Source organism: Bacillus sp. PS196, from assembly GCF_037963555.1.
Lineage (GTDB): Bacteria > Bacillota > Bacilli > Bacillales > Bacillaceae > Bacillus > Bacillus subtilis.
The window spans coordinates 505871-526346 of record NZ_CP150159.1 but is presented as its reverse complement, the minus strand read 5'-3'; the positions used below and the strand labels follow the sequence as shown (position 1 = coordinate 526346).

General features: G+C 44.4%; 24 protein-coding genes. 4 read left to right on the top strand and 20 right to left on the bottom strand.

Going from position 1 to position 20476, the window contains the following annotated elements; translation table 11 throughout:
- Window positions 1–51: 51 nt before the first annotated feature.
- The 9 genes from rsbU to acpS all read right to left on the bottom strand — a co-directional run bounded on the left by rsbU (window position 52) and on the right by acpS (window position 6368).
- Window positions 52–1059 (bottom strand): phosphoserine phosphatase RsbU, encoded by a 1008-nt coding sequence (gene rsbU / locus NST79_RS02720; protein ID WP_003234295.1) that lies wholly within the window; start codon window positions 1057–1059, stop codon window positions 52–54.
- Window positions 1060–1070: 11 nt separating this feature from the next.
- The gene (gene rsbT / locus NST79_RS02715) at window positions 1071–1472 is read right to left on the bottom strand and encodes a serine/threonine-protein kinase RsbT (RefSeq protein ID WP_003246640.1); all 402 of its coding nucleotides are present in this window, start codon (window positions 1470–1472) and stop codon (window positions 1071–1073) included.
- Window positions 1473–1475: 3 nt separating this feature from the next.
- Window positions 1476–1841, bottom strand: coding sequence for an RsbT antagonist protein RsbS (gene rsbS / locus NST79_RS02710; protein ID WP_003225190.1), 366 nt, complete (start codon window positions 1839–1841; stop codon window positions 1476–1478).
- Window positions 1842–1845: 4 nt separating this feature from the next.
- Window positions 1846–2670, bottom strand: coding sequence for an RsbT co-antagonist protein RsbRA (rsbRA, locus tag NST79_RS02705; protein WP_009966610.1), 825 nt, complete (start codon window positions 2668–2670; stop codon window positions 1846–1848).
- A 114-nt stretch (window positions 2671–2784) separates the two neighbouring features.
- Window positions 2785–3135 (bottom strand): type II toxin-antitoxin system endoribonuclease NdoA, encoded by a 351-nt coding sequence (ndoA, locus tag NST79_RS02700; RefSeq protein WP_003156187.1) that lies wholly within the window; start codon window positions 3133–3135, stop codon window positions 2785–2787.
- A gap of 4 nt (window positions 3136–3139) precedes the next feature.
- Window positions 3140–3421, bottom strand: a complete 282-nt coding sequence (gene endB, locus NST79_RS02695) for a type II toxin-antitoxin system antitoxin EndoAI (RefSeq protein WP_003225183.1) — start codon at window positions 3419–3421, stop codon at window positions 3140–3142.
- Window positions 3422–3536: 115 nt separating this feature from the next.
- On the bottom strand, window positions 3537–4706 hold the full coding sequence (gene alr / locus NST79_RS02690; protein WP_212060424.1) for an alanine racemase: 1170 nt from the start codon (window positions 4704–4706) through the stop codon (window positions 3537–3539).
- Between the two features lie 114 nt (window positions 4707–4820).
- Entirely contained in the window at window positions 4821–5837 is a 1017-nt protein-coding gene (locus tag NST79_RS02685) for an outer membrane lipoprotein carrier protein LolA (protein WP_003234282.1), read from the bottom strand.
- Between the two features lie 165 nt (window positions 5838–6002).
- On the bottom strand, window positions 6003–6368 hold the full coding sequence (gene acpS / locus NST79_RS02680) for a holo-ACP synthase (RefSeq protein ID WP_015252768.1): 366 nt from the start codon (window positions 6366–6368) through the stop codon (window positions 6003–6005).
- A gap of 94 nt (window positions 6369–6462) precedes the next feature.
- Between acpS and NST79_RS02675 the strand changes: the two genes are divergently transcribed.
- Window positions 6463–7062 (top strand): rhomboid family intramembrane serine protease, encoded by a 600-nt coding sequence (locus NST79_RS02675; RefSeq protein ID WP_212060422.1) that lies wholly within the window; start codon window positions 6463–6465, stop codon window positions 7060–7062.
- Window positions 7063–7258: 196 nt separating this feature from the next.
- On the opposite strand, the gene NST79_RS02670 is transcribed toward NST79_RS02675, so the two are convergent.
- From NST79_RS02670 to NST79_RS02650, 5 genes are all read right to left on the bottom strand, one after another.
- Window positions 7259–8740, bottom strand: coding sequence for a PH domain-containing protein (locus NST79_RS02670; protein ID WP_212060420.1), 1482 nt, complete (start codon window positions 8738–8740; stop codon window positions 7259–7261).
- The gene (locus tag NST79_RS02665) at window positions 8730–9209 is read right to left on the bottom strand and encodes a PH domain-containing protein (protein WP_087614318.1); all 480 of its coding nucleotides are present in this window, start codon (window positions 9207–9209) and stop codon (window positions 8730–8732) included. Before NST79_RS02665 ends, NST79_RS02670 begins: the two co-directional genes overlap by 11 nt.
- A gap of 172 nt (window positions 9210–9381) precedes the next feature.
- Window positions 9382–10866 (bottom strand): ATP-dependent RNA helicase CshA, encoded by a 1485-nt coding sequence (gene cshA / locus NST79_RS02660; protein ID WP_003246685.1) that lies wholly within the window; start codon window positions 10864–10866, stop codon window positions 9382–9384.
- A 399-nt stretch (window positions 10867–11265) separates the two neighbouring features.
- Window positions 11266–12639, bottom strand: coding sequence for a UDP-N-acetylmuramoyl-tripeptide--D-alanyl-D-alanine ligase (gene murF, locus NST79_RS02655; RefSeq protein WP_212060418.1), 1374 nt, complete (start codon window positions 12637–12639; stop codon window positions 11266–11268).
- Between the two features lie 71 nt (window positions 12640–12710).
- Window positions 12711–13796: a D-alanine--D-alanine ligase gene (locus tag NST79_RS02650; RefSeq protein ID WP_014475870.1), complete on the bottom strand. Its 1086-nt coding sequence runs from the start codon at window positions 13794–13796 to the stop codon at window positions 12711–12713.
- Window positions 13797–13949: 153 nt separating this feature from the next.
- On the opposite strand from NST79_RS02650, the gene NST79_RS02645 reads away from it, so the two are divergent.
- Complete coding sequence (locus NST79_RS02645; protein WP_003234326.1) at window positions 13950–14270, top strand: thioredoxin family protein; 321 nt, start codon at window positions 13950–13952, stop codon at window positions 14268–14270.
- 14 nt (window positions 14271–14284) lie between these two features.
- Here NST79_RS02645 and NST79_RS02640 read toward each other — a convergent pair whose 3' ends face one another.
- The gene (locus tag NST79_RS02640) at window positions 14285–15157 is read right to left on the bottom strand and encodes a cation diffusion facilitator family transporter (protein ID WP_014475869.1); all 873 of its coding nucleotides are present in this window, start codon (window positions 15155–15157) and stop codon (window positions 14285–14287) included.
- Window positions 15158–15404: 247 nt separating this feature from the next.
- Here NST79_RS02640 and NST79_RS02635 point away from each other — a divergent pair, with 247 nt between their 5' ends.
- Window positions 15405–15569 (top strand): Fur-regulated basic protein FbpA, encoded by a 165-nt coding sequence (locus NST79_RS02635; RefSeq protein WP_003225157.1) that lies wholly within the window; start codon window positions 15405–15407, stop codon window positions 15567–15569.
- A complete protein-coding gene (gene fbpB, locus NST79_RS02630) occupies window positions 15523–15702 on the top strand; it encodes a Fur-regulated basic protein FbpB (protein ID WP_010886410.1) in 180 nt (59 codons plus the stop codon). The genes NST79_RS02635 and fbpB overlap by 47 nt, the downstream gene beginning before the upstream one ends.
- Before the next feature lie 23 nt (window positions 15703–15725).
- On the opposite strand, the gene NST79_RS02625 is transcribed toward fbpB, so the two are convergent.
- From NST79_RS02625 to NST79_RS02605, 5 genes are all read right to left on the bottom strand, one after another.
- A complete protein-coding gene (locus tag NST79_RS02625) occupies window positions 15726–16871 on the bottom strand; it encodes an acyl-CoA dehydrogenase family protein (protein ID WP_003234334.1) in 1146 nt (381 codons plus the stop codon).
- 129 nt (window positions 16872–17000) lie between these two features.
- Window positions 17001–17336 (bottom strand): hypothetical protein, encoded by a 336-nt coding sequence (locus NST79_RS02620; protein ID WP_003225151.1) that lies wholly within the window; start codon window positions 17334–17336, stop codon window positions 17001–17003.
- A 94-nt stretch (window positions 17337–17430) separates the two neighbouring features.
- Complete coding sequence (locus tag NST79_RS02615; protein ID WP_015715273.1) at window positions 17431–18198, bottom strand: ABC transporter permease; 768 nt, start codon at window positions 18196–18198, stop codon at window positions 17431–17433.
- Window positions 18191–19117: an ABC transporter ATP-binding protein gene (locus NST79_RS02610; protein WP_212060416.1), complete on the bottom strand. Its 927-nt coding sequence runs from the start codon at window positions 19115–19117 to the stop codon at window positions 18191–18193. The genes NST79_RS02615 and NST79_RS02610 overlap by 8 nt, the downstream gene beginning before the upstream one ends.
- 276 nt (window positions 19118–19393) lie before the next feature.
- Window positions 19394–20446 (bottom strand): AI-2E family transporter, encoded by a 1053-nt coding sequence (locus tag NST79_RS02605; RefSeq protein WP_015252777.1) that lies wholly within the window; start codon window positions 20444–20446, stop codon window positions 19394–19396.
- Window positions 20447–20476: the final 30 nt, after the last annotated feature.

Below are 20476 nucleotides of genomic sequence, written 5' to 3'. Positions count from 1 at the left end.
TCAAATTTTCCTTCAAATCACTAGTTGCTTTATACCCTCGTCTGACAGACGTTAAACCTTTCTCCGCAAAACAATTAACGTAAAATCATCGTGAAGCTGAAAATCCTGCAATTTGAGGAGGCTGTCATAAATGTTTTTGACCATTTCCTGCGCGGAGGAACACATATGTTCCTCAATGAGCTTCTGCAGATCAGGACGCTCCAAGAAACCGTTTTCCGTTCTGCATTCTGTGACGCCGTCAGAAAATAAAACAATCATATCGCCCTTTTCCAGATGCTGATCGAATTGTTTGTAGTCATAGTCCTGCGAGATGCCGAGAACGAGTCCTTTGGCCTCTAAATCGTAAAACGTGTTGTCTTTTTGAGAATAATAGAATCCCGGTTCATGTCCCGCTGAAGCATATGTAAATTGATGCTTGTCCATATTGTAATTCGCATAAAACATCGTAATAAACATACTGGCATCAACGTTTTGTTCAACAACACGATTCAAATTTTTCAGCACTTGAGAAGGGTGTATGCCCGTTTCCGGCAAAGAGTCCATTGCGTATTTAATCATGGACATGCATAAAGCCGCTGGAATGCCTTTTCCGATCACGTCCGCGATTGCGATATTGATGGATTCCTTGTCTTTGACAAAGTGGTAGTAATCACCGCTCATCTGTTTAGCGGGAACACTGATGGCGCCGATATCCAGCGCTTCCTCCTGAGGAACTTTAGTTCCGAGAAGCGTCTGCTGGACATTTGCCGCGATTTCAATTTCTGATTTGATTTCCTGCTGTATCCCTCTAAGGGTTTGATGCTCCTGATAAGCCATTCCATAGCCAATCATGACTTCTATTAAAAAATCCAGCGAATGAAACACATCTTCCGGGAGACTTGGATACAGCTCCTTCAGCACTTTTCTGTGAATGCTGATGATTTCTTCCGGAGGAATTTGGTGCTCGATTGTTTTTCGGCTGAATTTTTGGGCTTGATATAAAGATGTTTCTGTTAATTCGGCTATATATCGACTAAGCAGCTGATGATACCGCTGCTCAATAACCTCCCTAAAATCCACGTTCTTACCTCCTACCGAAGCCATTTGATGGCTTGTATCTCTGTTCCTTCCCCCGCTACGGAATTTAAGCTGAATTCATCCATCAGCCTTTTGACCCCGGGAAGTCCCGCACCAAGTCCTCCAGACGTTGAAAACCCGTCTTCCATGACTTTTCGGATATCAGGAATTCCCGGCCCTTGGTCTTCCGCTATAATTTTCAGGCCTTTTTTTCCTCTGTCTGCGACCTGTTCAATTCCAATCTGCCCTTTGCCGGCATATAAATAAATATTCCTGGCTAATTCTGAAATAGCCGTTGTAATTCTAGCCTGGTCTACCGTGCCGAAACCCAGTTCTTTCGCAACGTTTCGTCCCAACTGTCTGGCGGCCACAATATCCCATTCTGTCATGATTCTTACACAGGATTGGTCGTTCATTCGCTATTCCCCCAATTCCCGCTTCAATGTCTCAAGCCCCTGCTCTAAGTCGAGCGCAGTTTCGATTTCCTCAAGCGCGATTCCAAGTTCAATCAGCGTCACTGCCACAGCGGGCTGAATGCCGGTCAAGACGACTTTAGCCCCCATTAACTTAGACATTGTAATGACGTCCCCCAGCACTTTCGCGATAAATGAATCAATCATATCCACAGATGTCAGGTCAATGACGACTCCGTTAGCACCTGTTTCGTATATTTTATTTAATAAGTCTTCTTGAAAAGTTAATGCTGTCTGGTCATCAAGTTCCCACTGAATGGACACTAATAAGCAATTATACAGTTTCAAGATCGGGATTTTCGGATGTCTCAAAATGTTATTCCCCCAATGAAACGATTTTTCGATCCGTCATTTCCAATGCTGTTTGAATTCCTTTTTGCAGGGTATTCTTAGTTATAACTTGGGATAAATCAATCCCCAGGTTGACGATTGTTTGAGCAATTTCCGGACGGATTCCGGCCAGCAGGCATTTTGCTCCGACAAGCCTTACAGCTTCTGATGCCTGAATAATATGATGGGCAACCATCGTATCGACGACAGGGACACCTGTAATGTCAATCAGCACGACTTGGGAACGGTGTTTGACGACGCCATTAAGAAGGTTTTCCATAATTCGTTTCGCGCGTTCGGTATCAATTGTTCCGACAAGAGGCATCACAGTGATATTTTCAAACACCGGGATAAGCGGCGCAGACAGCTCTTGCAGCGCGATTTTTTGCAGGGATACTGTTTTTTCCCATGAGATTGAGTATTGATTAAAAATTTCTGTGTTAATCGGGCTGAAAAAGCGATCAATCTGCCAGATTAATTCCGTGCTCTCTTGATCTGGCAATCTCTTATCATTCATTTTCGTGTAGAGACGCTTCCAGAATTCAGCAAGTGCAGTAGCCAAAAACTTCATAGACAGTCCGATTTGGACCGCTCGAAGCGCCAGTTCGCTGATTTGGCTTTCAGCAGCGTTTTCGTCCTTAACAGACAGCAGCAGAATGTCGATATATTCTTTAGATATATTTTCATACACTTGGTCAGTCAGCTGATAGGATTCTTGCTCGCTTAATTCTTTTAGTGTGTCAGTCCACAGTTGGAGCAGTTCATTTTGATTTTCGGCAATGAACTGGTATACAGTCTGATTCGACATCAAATTCGCTTACCTCCCAATAAAAAACAACATATTTTTTCGTTATTTCACTATTATATCGTTTATGTTTTTTGAAAACAAAAAAAGTTGCTCTATTTGAGCAACCTGCAAATATGTCTAAAAATCAATGAGTGCCAAACTGATTTGTAAGGCTTCATCAACCTTATCCATCATTTCATCATCCAGATGAGTAATCTTATCCGTTAACCTTTGCTTGTCAATCGTCCGAATTTGCTCCAGCAAAATAACGGAATCTCTTTCAAAACCGTAGCGTTTTGCATCGATTTCGACGTGGGTTGGTAATTTCGCTTTCTGTATTTGTGCTGTTATGGCTGCAACAATAGCAGTTGGGCTGAAGCGATTTCCGATGTCATTTTGGATCACTAAAACCGGGCGCACCCCGCCTTGCTCTGAGCCAACAACAGGAGATAAATCAGCAAAATAAACATCGCCGCGTTTCACAATCAAATGATTATCCTCCGCTGACTAAGCGCTCAACTGTCGTTTCAGCCTCGCACTCCGCAAAGTGAGCCTCAGAAGAAATATTCAGGTTGATTTTCGCCATTTCCATATAGCCGCGTCTCATCAAATCACGGTTGTGACGAGTTGTTCGTTCGCTGACATACGCTCTCACTGCTTGTGATATCAGTTCGTTTCTGCTTCGTTTCTCCCGCATCGCTACACCATCCAATTCAGCTACTAGGTTTTCGGGCAAGCTGATTTTCATTTCGGTTCTTGCGCTGGATTCAGACAAAAAACATACACCTCCACCAAACTTACGGATACGACTCTTTTATCCATCCAGTGATAATGATACCATTATTCACTCTTCAAGCAAAGCTGTTTTATGAATTCTCCATTTAGGTAAGTTAATTGCTTGTATTTACCTGCAATAAAGGATTTCTTACTTCCATTATACTCCCATTTTCCAAAAACATACGGGGAACACGGGAACTTATTGTACAGGCCACCTCATAGTTAATGGTTTCAAGCCTTCCTGCAATCTCATCCATGGAAATACATTCATCCCCCTGCCGGCCTATTAATGTGACTTTTGTGCCCGGCGGATATTCCTGATCCAGCTCCACCATAAATTGGTCCATGCAAATTCGGCCGGCAATTTTCAGGCGTTTTCCCTTCACAAGGATGTCGGTCCCTTTCAATTTTCGGAGCCAGCCGTCCGCATAGCCTACAGGCACCGTCCCGATCCATGTATCTTTTTCTGCTGTGTACTCGGCTCCGTAGCTGACGCTCTCGCCTTTTCTGATCAGTTTGACATGTGACAGCGTCGAATGCAGGGTAAATGCCGGACGCAGCTGAAACGGTATCTCGTCCGAAATGTCAGCAGACGGGCGAAGGCCATACATGCCGATGCCGAATCTGACTGCATTAAAAAAGCCTTTTTTCAGCCGGAGACCGGCGGCGCTGTTCGCGCAGTGGACCATCAGATTCTTTAACGGCAGCGGAGCAATCAGCTCTTTAAAGCGCTCAAACTGCATTAAGAAATAGCCTCTTTCTTTTTCATCCGCTGTCGCAAAATGGGTAAATACCCCTTTGCACTTTAAACGAGGGTTGCGGTCAAGAATGGCCATCACGTTCTGAACTTCTTCCTCTGTTTTTACACCAAGCCTGTTCATCCCCGTATCGACCTTCAGATGAAAATGAAGAGAACCTTTTTTCGTGTGGCGGGCTGCCTCCTGAAGCCATTCAACAGAATAACCCGTTAAGGTCACGTCATACTCAGCAGCGATTGCCACATACTCCGGGGGAACCGCGCCAAGCACCAATATAGGTGCCTTCAAGCCCTTTTTGCGCAGTGAAATCGCTTCATCCAAAATGGCCACCGCCAAGCATGAAGCACCTGCGTCAAGAGCAGCCTTTGCTGTTTCTGTATCACCATGCCCGTAGGCGTTTGCTTTCACAACTGCCATCAGGTGGACATGTTCACCGATATGTTTTTTCATATTGCTGACATTTTCCTTTATCGCGGACAAGTCAATTTCCGCCCACGTATCTCTGTAAAAAGGTTTTGTGCTCATTACGACACTTCCTAGCTTTTATTCAATATCATTTACATATCATACTAAAATTAAAGGCTAAAGGGAAACGATGTCTAACGAAAAAAAGGCCAAATCATGTTTGGCCTTTGGCGGTTATTTCGATGATTGTCCCTGCATGCTTTTCGCTACTGTCACCATTTCCTCTTTAGAAAGATCTTTAGAAGAGAGAAGGTAATCTACGCCGTCATATGTCCATGATAATGATGCATCCGACAGGGCGCCGATGGTGTAGCCGAGATTTACCGGTTCGCCGTTCAGCGTAACGGAGGAGGAAGCCTTGGCAATCTGGGCTTTTTCCTGAATTAACGTAAATGATTTTTCTCCTCCGTACGTCATGATGATGCGCTTCCCGTCTTCAGTAGATATATCTTTTTCTTCAAGCAGCTTGACGCCAAGCGGCAGTTCCAGCGGCGTTTTGACCGCAAATGTATCGGAAGGCTTCGCGCTTGTGGCAACATCCATTTGAGAAAGGGTCATATTTTTCTTTTCATCAAATGATTCTTTATCAAATTGTTTATTAAATTCAAAGCTGCTGAATTCTACTTTGACCATCACTTTCCGGTCAGTATCCATCACTTTGACAGATGACGGGCTCATATCTTTTTTGTTAAATGTGATTTCTTGCGTGGGCAGCATTTTGTTATGCTGATAGTTTGTTTTTGTTTCGAATACGTATTTCTTTTCTTTCGCTGTGAAAACTGCATCCGAATCGTTTTGAACATCCTTTACGAGCGATTCAAACAGATAAACCTGGCTGCTGTTGTTCGGCCAATCGCTTTGAAATCTGAAGCTCTTATTTAAAGACGGCGTGAGAACGAATACTCCGTTTTCATTTCGTAAAATGACTTGGTTTTGGTCCTTTTTCGGATTTTCTAAATAAACCCTGTACAGAGACGGCTTTTTGTGCCAGATTTCCACATTGTATACTTGAGGCTCACTCCCTGTCTCGATGGTCATTTTCGCTTTTGCTTTGTACGAGGTGTATTCTTTCGCCTTTTCATCTAACCCGGCCACAATATCTTGCTGTGTTTTTTGCCCGCAGGCAGAAAGAATAAGAACAGCAAGCAGTCCCGTTAAAAGCAAAACAAAGCTTTTTCTCACCTTTTTCAACCCCTTTTTCTCAATTGATGTAAAAGGAAGAAATCGCTTGTTTGACTTTAACGGTACGCTCGGTACACGTTTAGGCAGAACAGATGCGTACCATAAAAGCCTCAAACAACTTGTCTCCCTTAATGCACTATCAAATATATGAGTGGGGTTTCCCTAATATGCAGACTAGCTTGACAACCTTTCAATCACAACCTGCGCGGCAGCGTATTCTTTTGTATGAGTGATCGATACGTGAACGGCGGCTTGGCTCAGTTTCGTGCAAATGATATAGGGCTTGCCATTTTGGTCTTTCCTAATTTCAATGTCCTGAAAGCTGAGCTGCCTCCCAATGCCGGTGCCAAATGCTTTAGAGAAAGCTTCTTTTGCCGCGAATCTGCCCGCGAGAAATTCGATTTTTCTTTTCTCTGAAAGCTCATAGTATTGGTCAAGCTCGCTTCGCGTCAAAATCCGCTCGGCAAACCTTTTCTGGCGCCCAGCCATAGAGGCGATGCGTTTAAGCTCGGTAATGTCCAGCCCAATGCCGTAAATCATGTATGATAACCTCCTTTGCCTACGTACTATTTAAATGGTTTGTCTCATAAACGTGTTACTATAGATATACCAAAATGAAGAAAAGGGGCTCGGAATGTTTATACGGACTGAAAATTTTCAAACGTTTATCAGGCTTTACCCCGTTGTCACCTTTATATTGGCTTTGCAAGCTGTTCTCTGGCTGTTTTTTTCACTTCCTGCCCATTCAGTCGTGTTATGGAGGGATACCGTCACAGGCTATAATCTAGGTGTCGCAAACGGTGAATGGTGGCGGCTGATCACACCGATTTTGCTGCACGCCGGTTTCACACATCTGCTGTTTAATTCCATGTCCATCTTTTTATTTGCCCCGGCTTTGGAACGCATGCTGGGAAAAGCGCGTTTTCTTCTTGTATACGCCGGCTCCGGCATCATCGGCAATATCGGCACTTATGTTACAGAGCCGCTTGATTACGTGCATGTCGGTGCTTCAGGCGCCATTTTCGGGCTATTCGGCGTGTACCTGTTTATGGTTCTTTTTCGCAATGAACTAATAGGGCAGGAGCATTCCAAAATGATCATCACACTGCTCGCATTTGCCGTTCTCATGTCGTTTATCAACTCCAATATTAACATGATGGCCCATCTGTTTGGACTATGCGGCGGGCTTCTTCTTTCGTTTTTATTCGCGCAAAAAAAAGAGCGGCGGTATTAACCGTCGCTTCAGATTGTTGACAAAATCCTAAAATGGTTTTCATTTTAGGATTTTGTCATCTTTTCAGCGTGATTGAAAACCCTTGAAGTCTAGGAAGGACGAGCATAGGAGCGGAGCGAATGTTCTAATTCGTGAGCACCGAAGCGCAGTCCTGACAACGAATGCGAGGGTTTGTCGACACGCTGGAGCGGCGGTATTAACCGTCCGCTTTTTCATATGAGTACCACTTTAAAATGAAGGCTGCATCCTCTTCACCTACATCCCTCACCGTTAATTCTTCCATATGGCTCGATGATTTCACCGAAGTAGAAATGGTATACAAGCGGCCTTTCTTTTGGAAATAGGATTGGCTGAACTTGCAGACCTGCATTCGTTTTTTCAGTACAATGGCGGTTGTTCTGCCTATAAATCTAGACGTCAGCTGAAGACGGTCCCCGTTGATCGTCCATGCAGCCTCTTTATACGCGAGATAGCCGAAGAACAATTCTATCGGCAGCAGGATCACTGACAGATAGCCCCATGGCTGAAAGAAGATACATAACGGGATGATCAAAAAGAGTGAAAAAATGACAGAACGGAACAAATAACGTTTCAACGCGCGCCGCGGCAGGCGGCGGCAGTTTTCTTCCAGCGTATATTCCGGTGTAAATGTTCGGAGCATGTGCGGAAGCTTTTTTTTATGAATCATTGGAAAGAGAATGGTCAAAGCGCCTTCTTCTTTTTCCCGGTCGCCGCCTCCTGCGCTGACGATGGACACCGTTACAAAGCCGAAAAGCTGGCGAATGATATTTTCTTTGATTTTAATGGCTTGTATTTTTCGCAATGGAATCGTGACTTGATGTTTTTCAATAATTCCCCTTGAAATTACCAGTTCCTGCTCTTTTTTTATGATTTGAAAGTTCGCGTATCTAAACATCATGCCCGTGATGCTGAAAATCCAGGCGATAAATAAACCGATAAAAATCAGTACCGCGTAAATACCGATGCTGGCGTGCTGAAGGAAGGAAAACTTATCGAATAACCAATCCATTGGCAGCACTTCATCAAGCTGGGAAATAAGTGCAAATACAGCGGAGATAATGACTCCGATTCCGCCGGAGGTAGAAGCGGCCATGAGCAATTCTTTCGCGTTCATGCGATAGTGCTCTTGCACCTCAACGGCCGGAACCAACTCCTCTTCAGCTTCAAGCCGTTCTTCATCAAGTTCATTTTCTCGTCTTTGCGCTTTTTTCTTAAAGACAGCTTCTTTGATGCGTTCCGCTTCTTCAACAGAAATAGCAGAAAGAACGGCTTCTGCCTCCTTGCCTCCGCCTGCTGTTTCAATTTGCAGCTTCACAAGCTTAAAGATTTGCTGGACAAGGCCTGCGCTCGTATTCATCGTTTGAATCCGATCAATCGATATGTATCGCTTTTTCGTAACAAATAAGCCTTCTTCGATTCTAAATTCATCATCTTCAATTCGATAGGTAAACCTTCTCCATTTGATAATGCTTGCCGCTACAAGCCAGATGAATAGCAAACCGAGCGCAATGGCTCCGTAAAAACGGACAGTATGGTTTGAATTGACAATATACACAAAAAAGAATGGCAGAATGATATTTTTTATCGTTTGAATAATGGTATGGCATAAATTCAAAATGACTGCTGCGGGGTGCAGGCGTTTCGGTTCAGACATCATCATCAGTCACCCTCGCCAGACGGGAAATGGAGTCTCTCAGCCGATCCGCTTCCTCCATCTCTAAAGCGGGGATCGAATGAACGGTCGCGGCCGTGGAAATTTTCACCGTTGCCAGGTTGTATTTTTTTAATAATGGCCCTTGTGACGTATCGACGTGCTGAACTCTGACCATCGGAACAATCACACGTGTTACCACAAAAATACCTGACTGAATATCTATTTCATGTTCATGGACTTCATATCGCCACACCTTATGACGGACCTTCGGAATGATAAAGACCGTCACAATCGATCCCAGCAGCCAAACCGCGCCGAGCACGCCGCTGATCCAGTACGGCCAATCAAAATAATAGCTTAACACTGCAACTGCAATGACAATAAGTAAGCAAACAGCGGATATGATGATCTCTTGAAGTCGCCAAACCTTTAATCCGTCTGGACTGATTTGGTTTTTTGGCTGCTCTCTCAAAAATACCTACCTCCCTTTTTTTCGTCGTTATTTATACGTCTCTTTTACAGAAAGGTTTCATTCTTAAGCATACAGAGAAAAATGGCTTCCGTCAGCTGAAAATTTGCTGAATAACAAATCGCGAACATAAAAAAGCCCAAAACATCATGTTTTGGGCTCTGAATCGATCAAATTAGTAAGATTTTTTCTGGCGTCTGTCACCTGAAGAACGGCGATCGTTTGAACGCTTTTTATCGTAGGAAGAACGGTTGTTGCTTTTCCCTTTTCCGCCGCGGTAGCCGCCGCCTTGACCGTCTCTGCGTTTAGAAGAGCGCTGGTTCTTGTAGCGTTTGCTGACCATCGGCGCTTCGTCTGTTAAGCGAACCGGTGTGTCGTCTGGCTCTTTTGTAGCCATTTTGATAGCCGCCGCAACCACTGTTACTGCATCATGATCTTCAAGCAGCTCAGCTGCCGCTGTCATGTAGAAGTTCAGGTTGTTTTCACTGATTGTTGTGCGAAGACGTTCAACAGTAACCTGCTGCTGGCCTTCTAACGCTTCATCAAGTGTAGGCTCCTTCATGCGGTCCATTTTGCGTTTTGTTGTTTGTTCAATTGCGCGAAGCATGCTTTTCTCACGCGGTGTAATGAACGTCATCGCCATACCTGTTTTTCCTGCACGGCCCGTTCTTCCGATACGGTGAACGTAGCTTTCAGGATCTTGAGGCACGTCGAAGTTGTATACGTGTGTAACACCTGAGATATCAAGTCCGCGAGCGGCAACATCAGTTGCGACTAGAACTTCGATTGCGCCTTCTTTAAATTTACGAAGCGCAACCATACGTTTCGCCTGCGTTAAGTCACCGTGAATACCTTCAGCTGCATATCCGCGAAGGTTCAGAGCTTCAGCCAGTTCATCGACACGGCGTTTTGTACGTCCGAATACGATCGCAAGCTCAGGAGACTGAATGTCAAGAAGACGAGTCAGTGTATCGAATTTTTTGCGTTCTTGCACTTCCAAATAGAACTGCTGAATGTTAGAAACCGTCATTTCTTTCGCTTTTACTTTTACGTGTTCCGGCTCAGTCATGAAGCGCTCTGCAATGCGTTTGATCGGCGCAGGCATTGTGGCAGAGAACAGAAGTGTCTGATGCTCGCTTGGCACGTTTGAAAGGATAGATTCAATATCGTCAATGAATCCCATGTTCAGCATTTCATCCGCTTCATCCATTACAACGGTATTTACGTTGTTTAAACGAATGGTGCGGCGGTTGATGTGGTCAAGAAGACGGCCAGGTGTTCCGACAATAATATTCGGATTCTTCTTTAACGCCCGGATTTGCCGTCCAATATCCTGTCCGCCGTAAATAGGAAGAACCTTCGCACGTTTATCTTGTCCGATTTTATACAATTCTTCAGATACTTGAATGGCTAATTCACGGGTTGGCGCGATTACGATTGCTTGAATATTAGGAGACTCGGGGTTAATTTTTTCAACAAGGGGTATACCAAACGCAGCTGTTTTACCTGTACCTGTTTGCGCTTGTCCAATGACGTCTTTATTTGAAAGTCCGAGCGGTATCGTTTGTGCCTGAATCGGTGTTGCTTCTTCAAATCCCATACGATTAATTGCTTTCATGAGATCAGAACTTAAATTAAAATCTTGAAACGTTATAGTCAAATTATTCAAACTCCTTCTAATTGCTGTTTCAGTAATGTCGTGATTTACCACTTATAAAACTGCCCTTTAGACAAGAAGGACAGGATCCATCCGTATACAAAGCCCGAATTACTTTAAGTTTTATCTTACCATTACACTATTTGTTTTTCAATAAGATGAGAAGCAGATCGGCATCTCGAATATGCCGGCTGCTGCTCCATCCGCTCCCAAGAATCCAGCGGAGAACTTCGGGTCACGATGAAAAGTCCGGACGAATATGTTCGTATCGCGAAATAACCTATATATATTGTATCATAGCCGCAGCCGGCCAGATATACATAATTTTCGGCCGGCATACATTAGTGTTTGCATATCATGTTATTTTATGATGCAATATACGTTTTTTCGCAAAATATTTTCTTATGAAAGCGGGCTCTCTATTAAATCTTTAACGATTTCTTCAAGCTTCATACCTCTGGACGCTTTGAATAAAATCAAATCGCCTTTTGATGCGTTTTCCTTCACAGCTTGGAGGAGATCTTTTTTCTCAGTGTAATGGCTGACGCGGTCTTTCTCAAAGTGTTTCAGGGCGCCTTCTGCGATAAAAGCTCCCAGTTTTCCGTACGTAAAGACGCGGTCAATTTTATCAGGGCTGATCACAGCGCCGCACTCTTTATGGAACGTTTCTTCAAGATCGCCGAGCTCAAGCATATCACCGAGCACGAGCATTTTTTTGCCGTAGCCTTCGAGGCTTTCTGTCAATTGAATTGCAGCTTTCATGGAAGTCGGGCTCGCATTATAAGCGTCATTGATTATCGAAAGGCCGCTGTCTGTTTTGATGAGTTCAAGTCTCATCCCGGTTACCTTTAGGCCGCTCAGTCCTTTTGCCGCATCCTCAGGCGCGATGCCAAAATAAGCCCCTGCAGCAATCGCTGCCATGGCGTTCATCACATTGTGCTTGCCGAGTATCGGAATAAAAAACGTGTTTTTTATCCCTTTGATTGTAAAATGGGTTCCTTCCTCACTCTGGCTGACATCCTGAAGCTGATAATCATTATGCGCTCCCGTACCGTACGTTTTCGTCTGGCAGCTGTATGCATTTTGAAGAAGCGGTTCGTCCCCGATATAAATCAGCACTCCGTCTTCTTTAAGCCCGTTAATGATTTCAAGCTTCGCCTCCGCGATGCCCTCTCTAGAGCCAAGGTCTTGCATATGCGATTCGCCGATATTCGTAATCACTGCCGCATCCGGGTTTGCCAGTCGGCTCAAGAGGTCAATTTCTCCTTTGGCGCTCATTCCCATCTCCAATACGGCGATCTCCGTATTTTCAGGCATCGCTAAAACCGTCAGCGGCAAACCGATATGATTATTGAAGTTTCCTCCAGTTTTGTGGACACGGTACTGGGTCCCCAATACGGCGTGAATCATATCTTTTGTTGTCGTTTTGCCATTGCTTCCGGTTACTCCGATGACACGCGTGCCAAGCTCCTGCAAATAGGCTTTTGCAAGCTGCTGAAGTGCAGTAAGGGTATCGTCCACTAAAATGACGGCGTGATTCTCGGGCGGATTTGGTTCTGACCGATCCCAAAGAACAGCCGCTACACCAGCTTCAAAAGCCTGCTCCACAAAAGTGTGGCCGTCAAAACGTTCCCCTTTCAGCGGAATGAAGAGCTGATGTTGTTCCAGTTTTCTTGTATCGGTTGCCACTCCATGAATGACTGTTTGTTCATATTGCGGATTTGTTAGTGTGCCATTAACCATTTCGGCAATGTTTTTTACTGTTCGCTTAATCAAGTAAGGTCCCTCTCTTTCTTTTGTATATACGGGAAAAAACACTGCCCTTTTACCGGCAGTGTCCTTCTTCATTAGAATGTATGCTTAATCAATTGTTTTTCAGCGTGGCGTTCTTTTGCAAGCTCCACAAGCTGTTCAATCAGGTCAGCATATTCAACTCCGGCTTCTTTCCAGAGCAGCGGGAACATGCTGAAAGGTGTAAAGCCAGGCATTGTGTTGACTTCATTGATCAGAACTTCGCCGTCAGCTGTCAGGAAAAAGTCCGCTCTGACGAGTCCTGAACCGTCGATCGCTTTAAATGCTTTGATCGCCATATCACTGATTGTTGCGTATTCCTCATCAGTCACAATCGCCGGAATCATCAGATCAGTATCTCCATCCTCATATTTCGCTTTGTAATCGTAGAAATCCGTCTTCGGTGCGATTTCCCCCACAACAGAGCATTTAGGATCGTCATTTCCAAGAACGCCGATTTCGATCTCGCGGCCGTTAATGCCTTCTTCGACGACGACTTTGCGGTCATATTGGAAAGCAAGCTCAAACGCTTTTTGCAGTTCTTCACGGTTTCGGCATTTGCTGATTCCGACACTTGAGCCGAGGTTCGCCGGTTTTACGAAGCAAGGGTAGCCTAATTCCTGTTCAACCTGCTCACAGCTTTCTTTCGGAGAACGAGTCCAGTCTTTCTTAAGGAAAGCTGCGTATTTAGCCTGAGCAAGGCCGGCCTGAGCAAATAAATGTTTCATGACAACTTTATCCATGCCGGCTGAGGAAGCAAGCACTCCGTTGCCGACATAAGGAATGTTCAACAGCTCAAGCATTCCCTGGATCGTACCGTCTTCTCCGTTCGGTCCGTGGAGGAGCGGGAATACGACGTCGATTGCTTCATTTTGCTGTGACGCTTCCTGCGGAAACATCTCCTGGTTCAGGGCAGCTGGAGAAAAAGCACTGCCTCCTTGCTCAAATTGAAGCATTTTCACATTTGAAACAGGCTCAGTTAAACGAGCGCCTCTTACCCATTCGCCTTTTTCTGTTATATAAATCGGATGTATATCAAACTTCTCAGTATTTAGCGCTTTGATTACAGCCAGAGCCGTCTGCAGGGAAACATTATGTTCTGCCGACTTTCCTCCGTACACTAATCCTAGACTTGTTTTCAATGGATACTCCCCCCACTACAATTCATCTTTACTATCTTATCATTTTCACCGGAAAATGATCTAATTATTTTTGGGCATGCTGATGTTGAATGCATTTGTATGTAATTCCTTTTTATTTTATATTAAAATGGCATTGAAAAGGAGATGTGACATATGAAAAAAATCACAACAAACGAACAATTTAATGAACTGATTCAATCCGATAAAGAAATCATTGTAAAGTTTTATGCTGATTGGTGCCCAGACTGCACACGCATGAATATGTTCATCGGCGATATTTTGGAAGAATACAATCAAAACGATTGGTATGAGCTGAATAAGGACGAGCTTCCTGACCTGGCTGAAAAATACCAAGTAATGGGCATTCCCAGCCTGCTTATTTTCAAGAACGGTGAAAAAACAGCTCACCTTCACAGCGCCAATGCCAAAACGCCTGAAGAAGTGACTGAATTTTTATCTGAACATATAAGCTAATTCGTTAAACAGCCTTATTTTATGTCGTCAGGCTCTACATGAACATGAACATGAGTGACATCGTGTTCATGTTTTATTTTGTCTTCTACTTCATCCGCCACTCCATGGCCTTCTTCTACTGTAAGCTTCGGATCAACCGTAATGACCATCTCGATATGAACTGTACTGCCTAAATACCTCGCTTTCACATCCTTTAGGCGATGCACATTTTCGATCCTGCCGACGGTCTGTTTGTAAGGCTCAAGATCTTTTAAATGGAAGCCGTCTGTTAAGGAATGTGAAGCGTCTTTAAAGATATCCCACGCTGTTTTGCAAATGATGATGCCGATGATAAAAGCCGTTACCGGATCAATCCACGGCAGCTTCAGCTGGGACGAAAAAACACCGATAAACGCGCCGGCGCTTACAAAAGCGTCTGACCTGCTGTCCTTTGCCGCTGCCATCAGGGCAGAGCTTTTAATGGATGCTGCCAGCCTTTTGTTATATAAATAGATGCCATACATAAACACAGCACTGCCTAACGCCGTCCATGCCGCGATAAGATTTGGCGTTTCCGTTGTGCCGCCCGCAATCGCTTTTCCTCCGCCGATTAACACTTCAATGCCGACTGCCATCATAATAAAAGACGCAACAAGAGACGAAATTGTTTCAGCCCGATAATGGCCGTATGGATGATCGCTGTCAGCCGGTCTTTGAGAAATCCGCAATCCTATCAGCACTGCTACTGACGCAACAATATCTGTTCCATTATTTAACCCGTCTGCTCTCAGCGCTTCAGAATGATATAGAATCCCGATGACTAGCTTTACAACAGCAAGAATGACATATGCAAAAATATTGAGGAGCGCCCCTTTTTCTCCCTTTTTCAGATTTTCTGTCCGCTCCATTGAATACCAGCCTCCATTCTATTACATAGTATGGTTCAAAACATGAAAAATAGCAGGGTGCGTTCAATGAAGCGGAATATTTCGACAGCAAATTATTGCCCGGGAAACTTTTTGTCGATTTGTTGAATGTTTGTAAATTGGCGAAAGAATAGGACTGTTTTCACCTTTACAGGCGATTGCGGACATTGTATACTGAATTTAATTGATAATGATTATCAATATCGTTTGATTGGAGGTTGGTGACACAATGACACCTCAGTCTGCAGAAATCAGAAAAAAACAGCTCATTCATCTGTTAATACAGAATGGTATATACAAAAAGTCAAAGCGTCATCTGTATGAATTGTCGCTGACGGAGTTAGAAAGTGAATACAAACATGTCAGGAGGGCGCCGGAGCATGCCGAAGCGTAAAGTGAAAACTTACCAACAGCTGATCCAGGAAAACAAAGAGGCGATTATGGGCAATCCAAAGCTGATGAACGTTATTTATGACAGAATTGACCGCAAGCATCAAAAAAATCTGCAAGAGCAAAACAATACATAAAAAGAGCCGGCTAGGCTCTTTTTTTATGACTCAAACGCTTCAGCTGCCAGCTTGTGTATCACGGCGTCATCCATCGGCGGGTTGTGAAGACCGGCGCGCACATCACGGTAATAGCGCTGAAGCGGGTTGGTTCGTTCCAGGCTTTTGGCCCCGACAATTCTCATCGCTTTATCAACAACAGACAGCGCAGCGTTTGTGACGATATGTTTCGCCGCACCGAGCTCGCTGGTCAAGTGTGGACGCCGCACCGGATCGTCATACAATTGAGCGATATGGAAAAGAAAGTGTCTGGCATTGAGCAGTTCAAGCTCCATTTCGCCTGTTCTTTGCTGTACGGCCGGGACATTCTTGATCGGTCCATTCAAGCTGTTTGGAGAATACTCAGATGCAAATTGCACTGCATAGTCACGAGCAGCTTGAGCCACACCAAGATAAATCGCAGGAATGTGAAGCAGCCAGCCATTCGGCTTAGCTCCGCGAGGCCCTTGAAGCAGTTCCACCAGCTTATTCTCATCAAGCATGACTTCGTTCAGTACAAGGTCATGGCTCCCAGTCGCCCGCATCGCCATCATATCCCACGTTTCTTCAATCGACAAGCCGGGATCATCTTTATGAATGAGAAACACGCCTGTTGTTTGTTTGTCCTCAATCCATGCGGTTACTAAAAAATAATCCAGAGCTTGTGACATCGTCGTAAAGGTTTTTCTCCCGTTCACTGCCCATTTGCCATCCTTTTTGACGGCGTGTGTACCGGGACGCCCTCCTCTTGTCGGGCTTCCGGTTTTCGCTTCAGTCGCCGCCCTGTTAATGACAGCTCCGTTTTGGACTTCCTTGGCAACAAATGCAAATACGTCTTCATCCCAGCTGTTGCCTTCTCCAAGCTCCCCGATCACGCTCAAATGCCAGCCGATGCTAAGAGCCGTCGGAGCATCTCCCCGTGCAAGCCGTTCTTGAAACAGGAGCATATCGTAAACAGAAATGCCCCCTCCGCCATGAGATGCCGGCAATGTTAATGCTGTATACCCAGCATCACGCAGTTTTTGTATTTTCTCTGCAGGAAAACGTCCCTGTTCGTCATCTTCAGCAGCTGTTTGCTGAAATTCATCCGCAATCCGTCCGATTTTCTCCATCCATTGCCGCTGTTGATCGTTTTGTATAAATAATGACATCCGGCAGCCCCCCAAGTTTTAATTCCGATAAATTTAATATGTATTATAGATTTCCTGCCATTTTTCCGCAACTGTTAATTTTTTTGTCCAGTATAGAAAAACACGCCGTTCCCCAAGGGAACAGCGTGATTACACAGGATTTGCATCCCGGTCTTGTTTCATGCCGAGATAAATCAGCATATATGTTAGGTAACCCATCGTCATCACCAGGCCGCCAAAGAAAAAGCTTGAGAAAATCGGCTCTTCAAAAGCGGTCACTGCGGCCAGCACAATCCAGCTGGCATACAGATAGATGATAAAATAGCGGATGCCCGTCTTCATTTTATATATCATGTACAGTCCCACGAGAGAAAACAACCCAAGCGCGAGCCTGAAATAAACAAGATGTTCAAACTGAAACATGAATGACACAAATGAGAATCCAAGCAGCAATACGATCGGTAAAGCGGTAATAAAGTTCCTCAATCGAGACACCTCCGTCAGTACCTTTAGTATAAACCAAAATATCAAATGATATTGATTTACGTGAGCTTTTTCACAAAAATGTCATTCCTTGCCTTTAGACCCGAACATCCCGTTTACAGAAGCACCACCAGCCAACAACGATGAAGAATATGGCATGTATGATGAGAATTCCAATTGAAAACAATGGCGTCATGCCTGAAAACAACGCTGTCTCTCCGCTTCTGTATTGCGTAAAGTCAGTGTTCGCAAAAAGCAAAAAGCTGCCCCACTTGTTTTCAAACAACTTCATGAGCTGCACAAGTGTACTCGCTCCGTATAAAACGACAAAAGAAACAACAACTGCTACCGCGCTGTTGCGGAACAGCGAAGAACAAAGCAGCCCGAATAATCCCATCATTACGGCTTCAAGCCAGTTTGACCCGATCAGCGCCAAGGTGTTGACCAGCAATGTCTTTGATTCCGCAGTCACCGATGTGCCAAAAAACACGAGACCGAATAATAATGCCAGAATGTAGTATGCCAGATACAAATAGAAGCTTACCATCACGACTGTGATTAATTTTGACCAAAAGACCTTTTGGCGTTTAACCGGACGAATGAGCAAAAATTTGATCGTCTTTTTATCAAATTCCATCGAAACAATTGTTGCTGCAATTACGATCGTTAAAGCCTGCAGCAAAATGTTCAGGCTCGGTGTATACGATAAATAGCCGATGAAGTTTTCATCTGTTCCGGCACTGATGACAATCCGTTTAATGATCAATGCCATGAAGAATTGAAAGACAGCCATCAGGATAAGAGAAACCAAAGTGACCTTCCGATTAAAAAGTTTCATATGTTCATTCCAAATTAATTTAGACAAGCTCTTCTCCCTCCTCTTGATGAGCTGTTGTCGCTTTTATAAATTCGTCTTCCAGTGACTGCGTGTAAGGCGTAATGGAAAACACATTCAGATCTTGTCCGACAAGTGATCGGTTCAGCTCCGGTATGTTTTCTTTTGCCACCTCAACTACAATTGTCCCGTCTTGGCTCTCAGCTTGATATTGATTGCCTGTCAGCCAATTGAGCGCTTTTTCTTGCGGCTGCACTTCTATAATCGCTTTTTCTGTGGTTTGATCAGTTCCTTGTAAGCTGACTTCCGCTTTGATCTCACCTTTTTGAATGATGATGACACGGTCGCACAAGTCTTCAACCTCGCGCAATAAATGAGTGGCGAACAGGACAGCTGTTCCTTCCATTTCTGCGAGCTCTTTAATATGATCGCGAAAATCCTTCATCCCCGCAGGATCGAGGCCGTTTGTTGGTTCATCTAGAATGAGAAGCTTCGGCCGGTGAAGAATTGCCTGGGCGATTCCCAGACGCTGGCGCATCCCAAGGGAATAGGTTTTCACCTTATCATGAATCGCTGACTTCAGCCCGACACGTTCCACCACTTCATCAAGCCGTTCATCCACTATTTTTTTGTGCATATTCGCAAAGTGCTTGAGGTTTTCCCAGCCTGTCAGGTACGGATAGAACTCAGGGTTCTCAACAATCGCTCCAACCGCTTCCATCGCTTTTTCAAACTCTGTATCATGCTGGAATCCGCTGATTGTCACGCTTCCGCTGTTTTGTTTCAGCAGCCCGACGATGATACGGATGAGTGTTGTTTTTCCGGAACCATTTGGACCGAGAAGGCCGATGATTTCACCCTCCATGACGTCCATGCTGATCTGTTTTAAAATCTGTTTAGACCCAATCTTTTTATCGAGGCCTTCAATATGTAAAATCGGCTCAGCCATAAAGCCTTCCTCCTTTTTCGACAAAAAATAAACAGTGCCCAACATTAGGCACTGTTTGTATTATAGCATTTGTTGCTTCCAAATGTTTGGTTAAACCGATGATGAGCGTTTGCTCCGACTGTTTGTTCTTTTCAGTTTCTGTAATGATGACAGGCATTGTCACCTGTTGTGTTCACCACTGTGCGAAGCAATGCCAAGCTCCGATTCCGAGTCTTAATTCCATGCCTTGAACAGGCAGGCCGGCAGATCGAGGCACACTCATTATTCGATTTTAAACTACATTTTATCGCTATTCTCTCGGGGTCCTTTAGACCTATCTTCCTTGTTAGTGACATCCAGAATATCAAGGAGAAACACAAAGATCGGAATCCCGATAATTAAACCCCAAATGCCGAAGAAGTGTTCAGAGAAAATGAGTACTGTGAAGGTGAAAAAAATTGGCAGCTCTGTTTTCGCCGACATCAGCTTCGGATTTAAGAAATAGGTTTCGATCGCATGAATGGCGAATATGACAAGGACAATGTAGAGCACATACATTCCACCGCCAGTGCTGTAGGCGATAATGCTGAGCGGAATCAGGGAAATGACGACGCCTGCTACAGGGATCAATCCAAGGAAGAACACCATAATCGAAAGCCCAAACAGCTGCGGAAAATGCATAATCCAAAGCGCGATAAACGTCAGAATACAGTTGACGAGCGCAATGATAAATTGAGCCTCGAGCACCTTGCCGAACGTTCTTGCAAATTTGCTTCCGAAAAAAGCAATCTCCTCATAAAAGACCCTCAGTTTGCTCGTTTTAAATTTCGCCATGAATTCAGAAAGCCGTTTTTTCTCAAATAAGAAAAACATGCTGAGAATGAGCGCCATCACGACCTGCAAGCCGAATGTGCTGATATCGGCCAGATACGTATACACTACATTGAAGCCCTCTTTGACATATGAACTGATGTTAATATCTCCGAAGACACTGGTGATCTCATCAAAGAAAGGGATGCTGTCAGGATGATACGCAATATGTTTAATCTGCTTTACCAGCTGCTGGATCTGTGCCGCGACGACCGGATAAAACACAAAGCCCCCGACTGTAAGCAGCACAGCCAGCAACATGTAAAGAAACGTAATGACAACCCGCTGGCTCACGCGGAAGAACTGGCTTACAAACTGCCGCACGACAAGCTCCAAACGATCCATTAGAAATGTGAAAATGAAGGTAAGCAATATTAAGTTGATCATGCTCTTAAATAGATATAACACACCAGTTAACACGACAAAGATGGAGAAACGCCTTACTCCCGGGTGCTGAAAAAATTTAACTAAAGCGGCCATTTATACACTCCTGTTAGGACAAACGTCCTT

What these genes read in the sequence shown, in the direction of transcription:
- rsbT (WP_003246640.1), bottom strand. Translation starts at nt 1,472, where the DNA reads ATGAACGACCAATCCTGTGTAAGAATCATGACAGAATGGGATATTGTG.
- alr (WP_212060424.1), bottom strand. Translation starts at nt 4,706, where the DNA reads ATGAGCACAAAACCTTTTTACAGAGATACGTGGGCGGAAATTGACTTG.
- acpS (WP_015252768.1), bottom strand. Translation starts at nt 6,368, where the DNA reads ATGATTTACGGCATTGGGCTGGACATTACCGAGCTTAAACGCATCGCC.
- NST79_RS02675 (WP_212060422.1), top strand. Translation starts at nt 6,463, where the DNA reads ATGTTTATACGGACTGAAAATTTTCAAACGTTTATCAGGCTTTACCCC.
- NST79_RS02670 (WP_212060420.1), bottom strand. Translation starts at nt 8,740, where the DNA reads ATGATGTCTGAACCGAAACGCCTGCACCCCGCAGCAGTCATTTTGAAT.
- NST79_RS02645 (WP_003234326.1), top strand. Translation starts at nt 13,950, where the DNA reads ATGAAAAAAATCACAACAAACGAACAATTTAATGAACTGATTCAATCC.
- NST79_RS02640 (WP_014475869.1), bottom strand. Translation starts at nt 15,157, where the DNA reads ATGGAGCGGACAGAAAATCTGAAAAAGGGAGAAAAAGGGGCGCTCCTC.
- NST79_RS02635 (WP_003225157.1), top strand. Translation starts at nt 15,405, where the DNA reads ATGACACCTCAGTCTGCAGAAATCAGAAAAAAACAGCTCATTCATCTG.
- NST79_RS02625 (WP_003234334.1), bottom strand. Translation starts at nt 16,871, where the DNA reads ATGTCATTATTTATACAAAACGATCAACAGCGGCAATGGATGGAGAAA.
- NST79_RS02610 (WP_212060416.1), bottom strand. Translation starts at nt 19,117, where the DNA reads ATGGCTGAGCCGATTTTACATATTGAAGGCCTCGATAAAAAGATTGGG.
- NST79_RS02605 (WP_015252777.1), bottom strand. Translation starts at nt 20,446, where the DNA reads ATGGCCGCTTTAGTTAAATTTTTTCAGCACCCGGGAGTAAGGCGTTTC.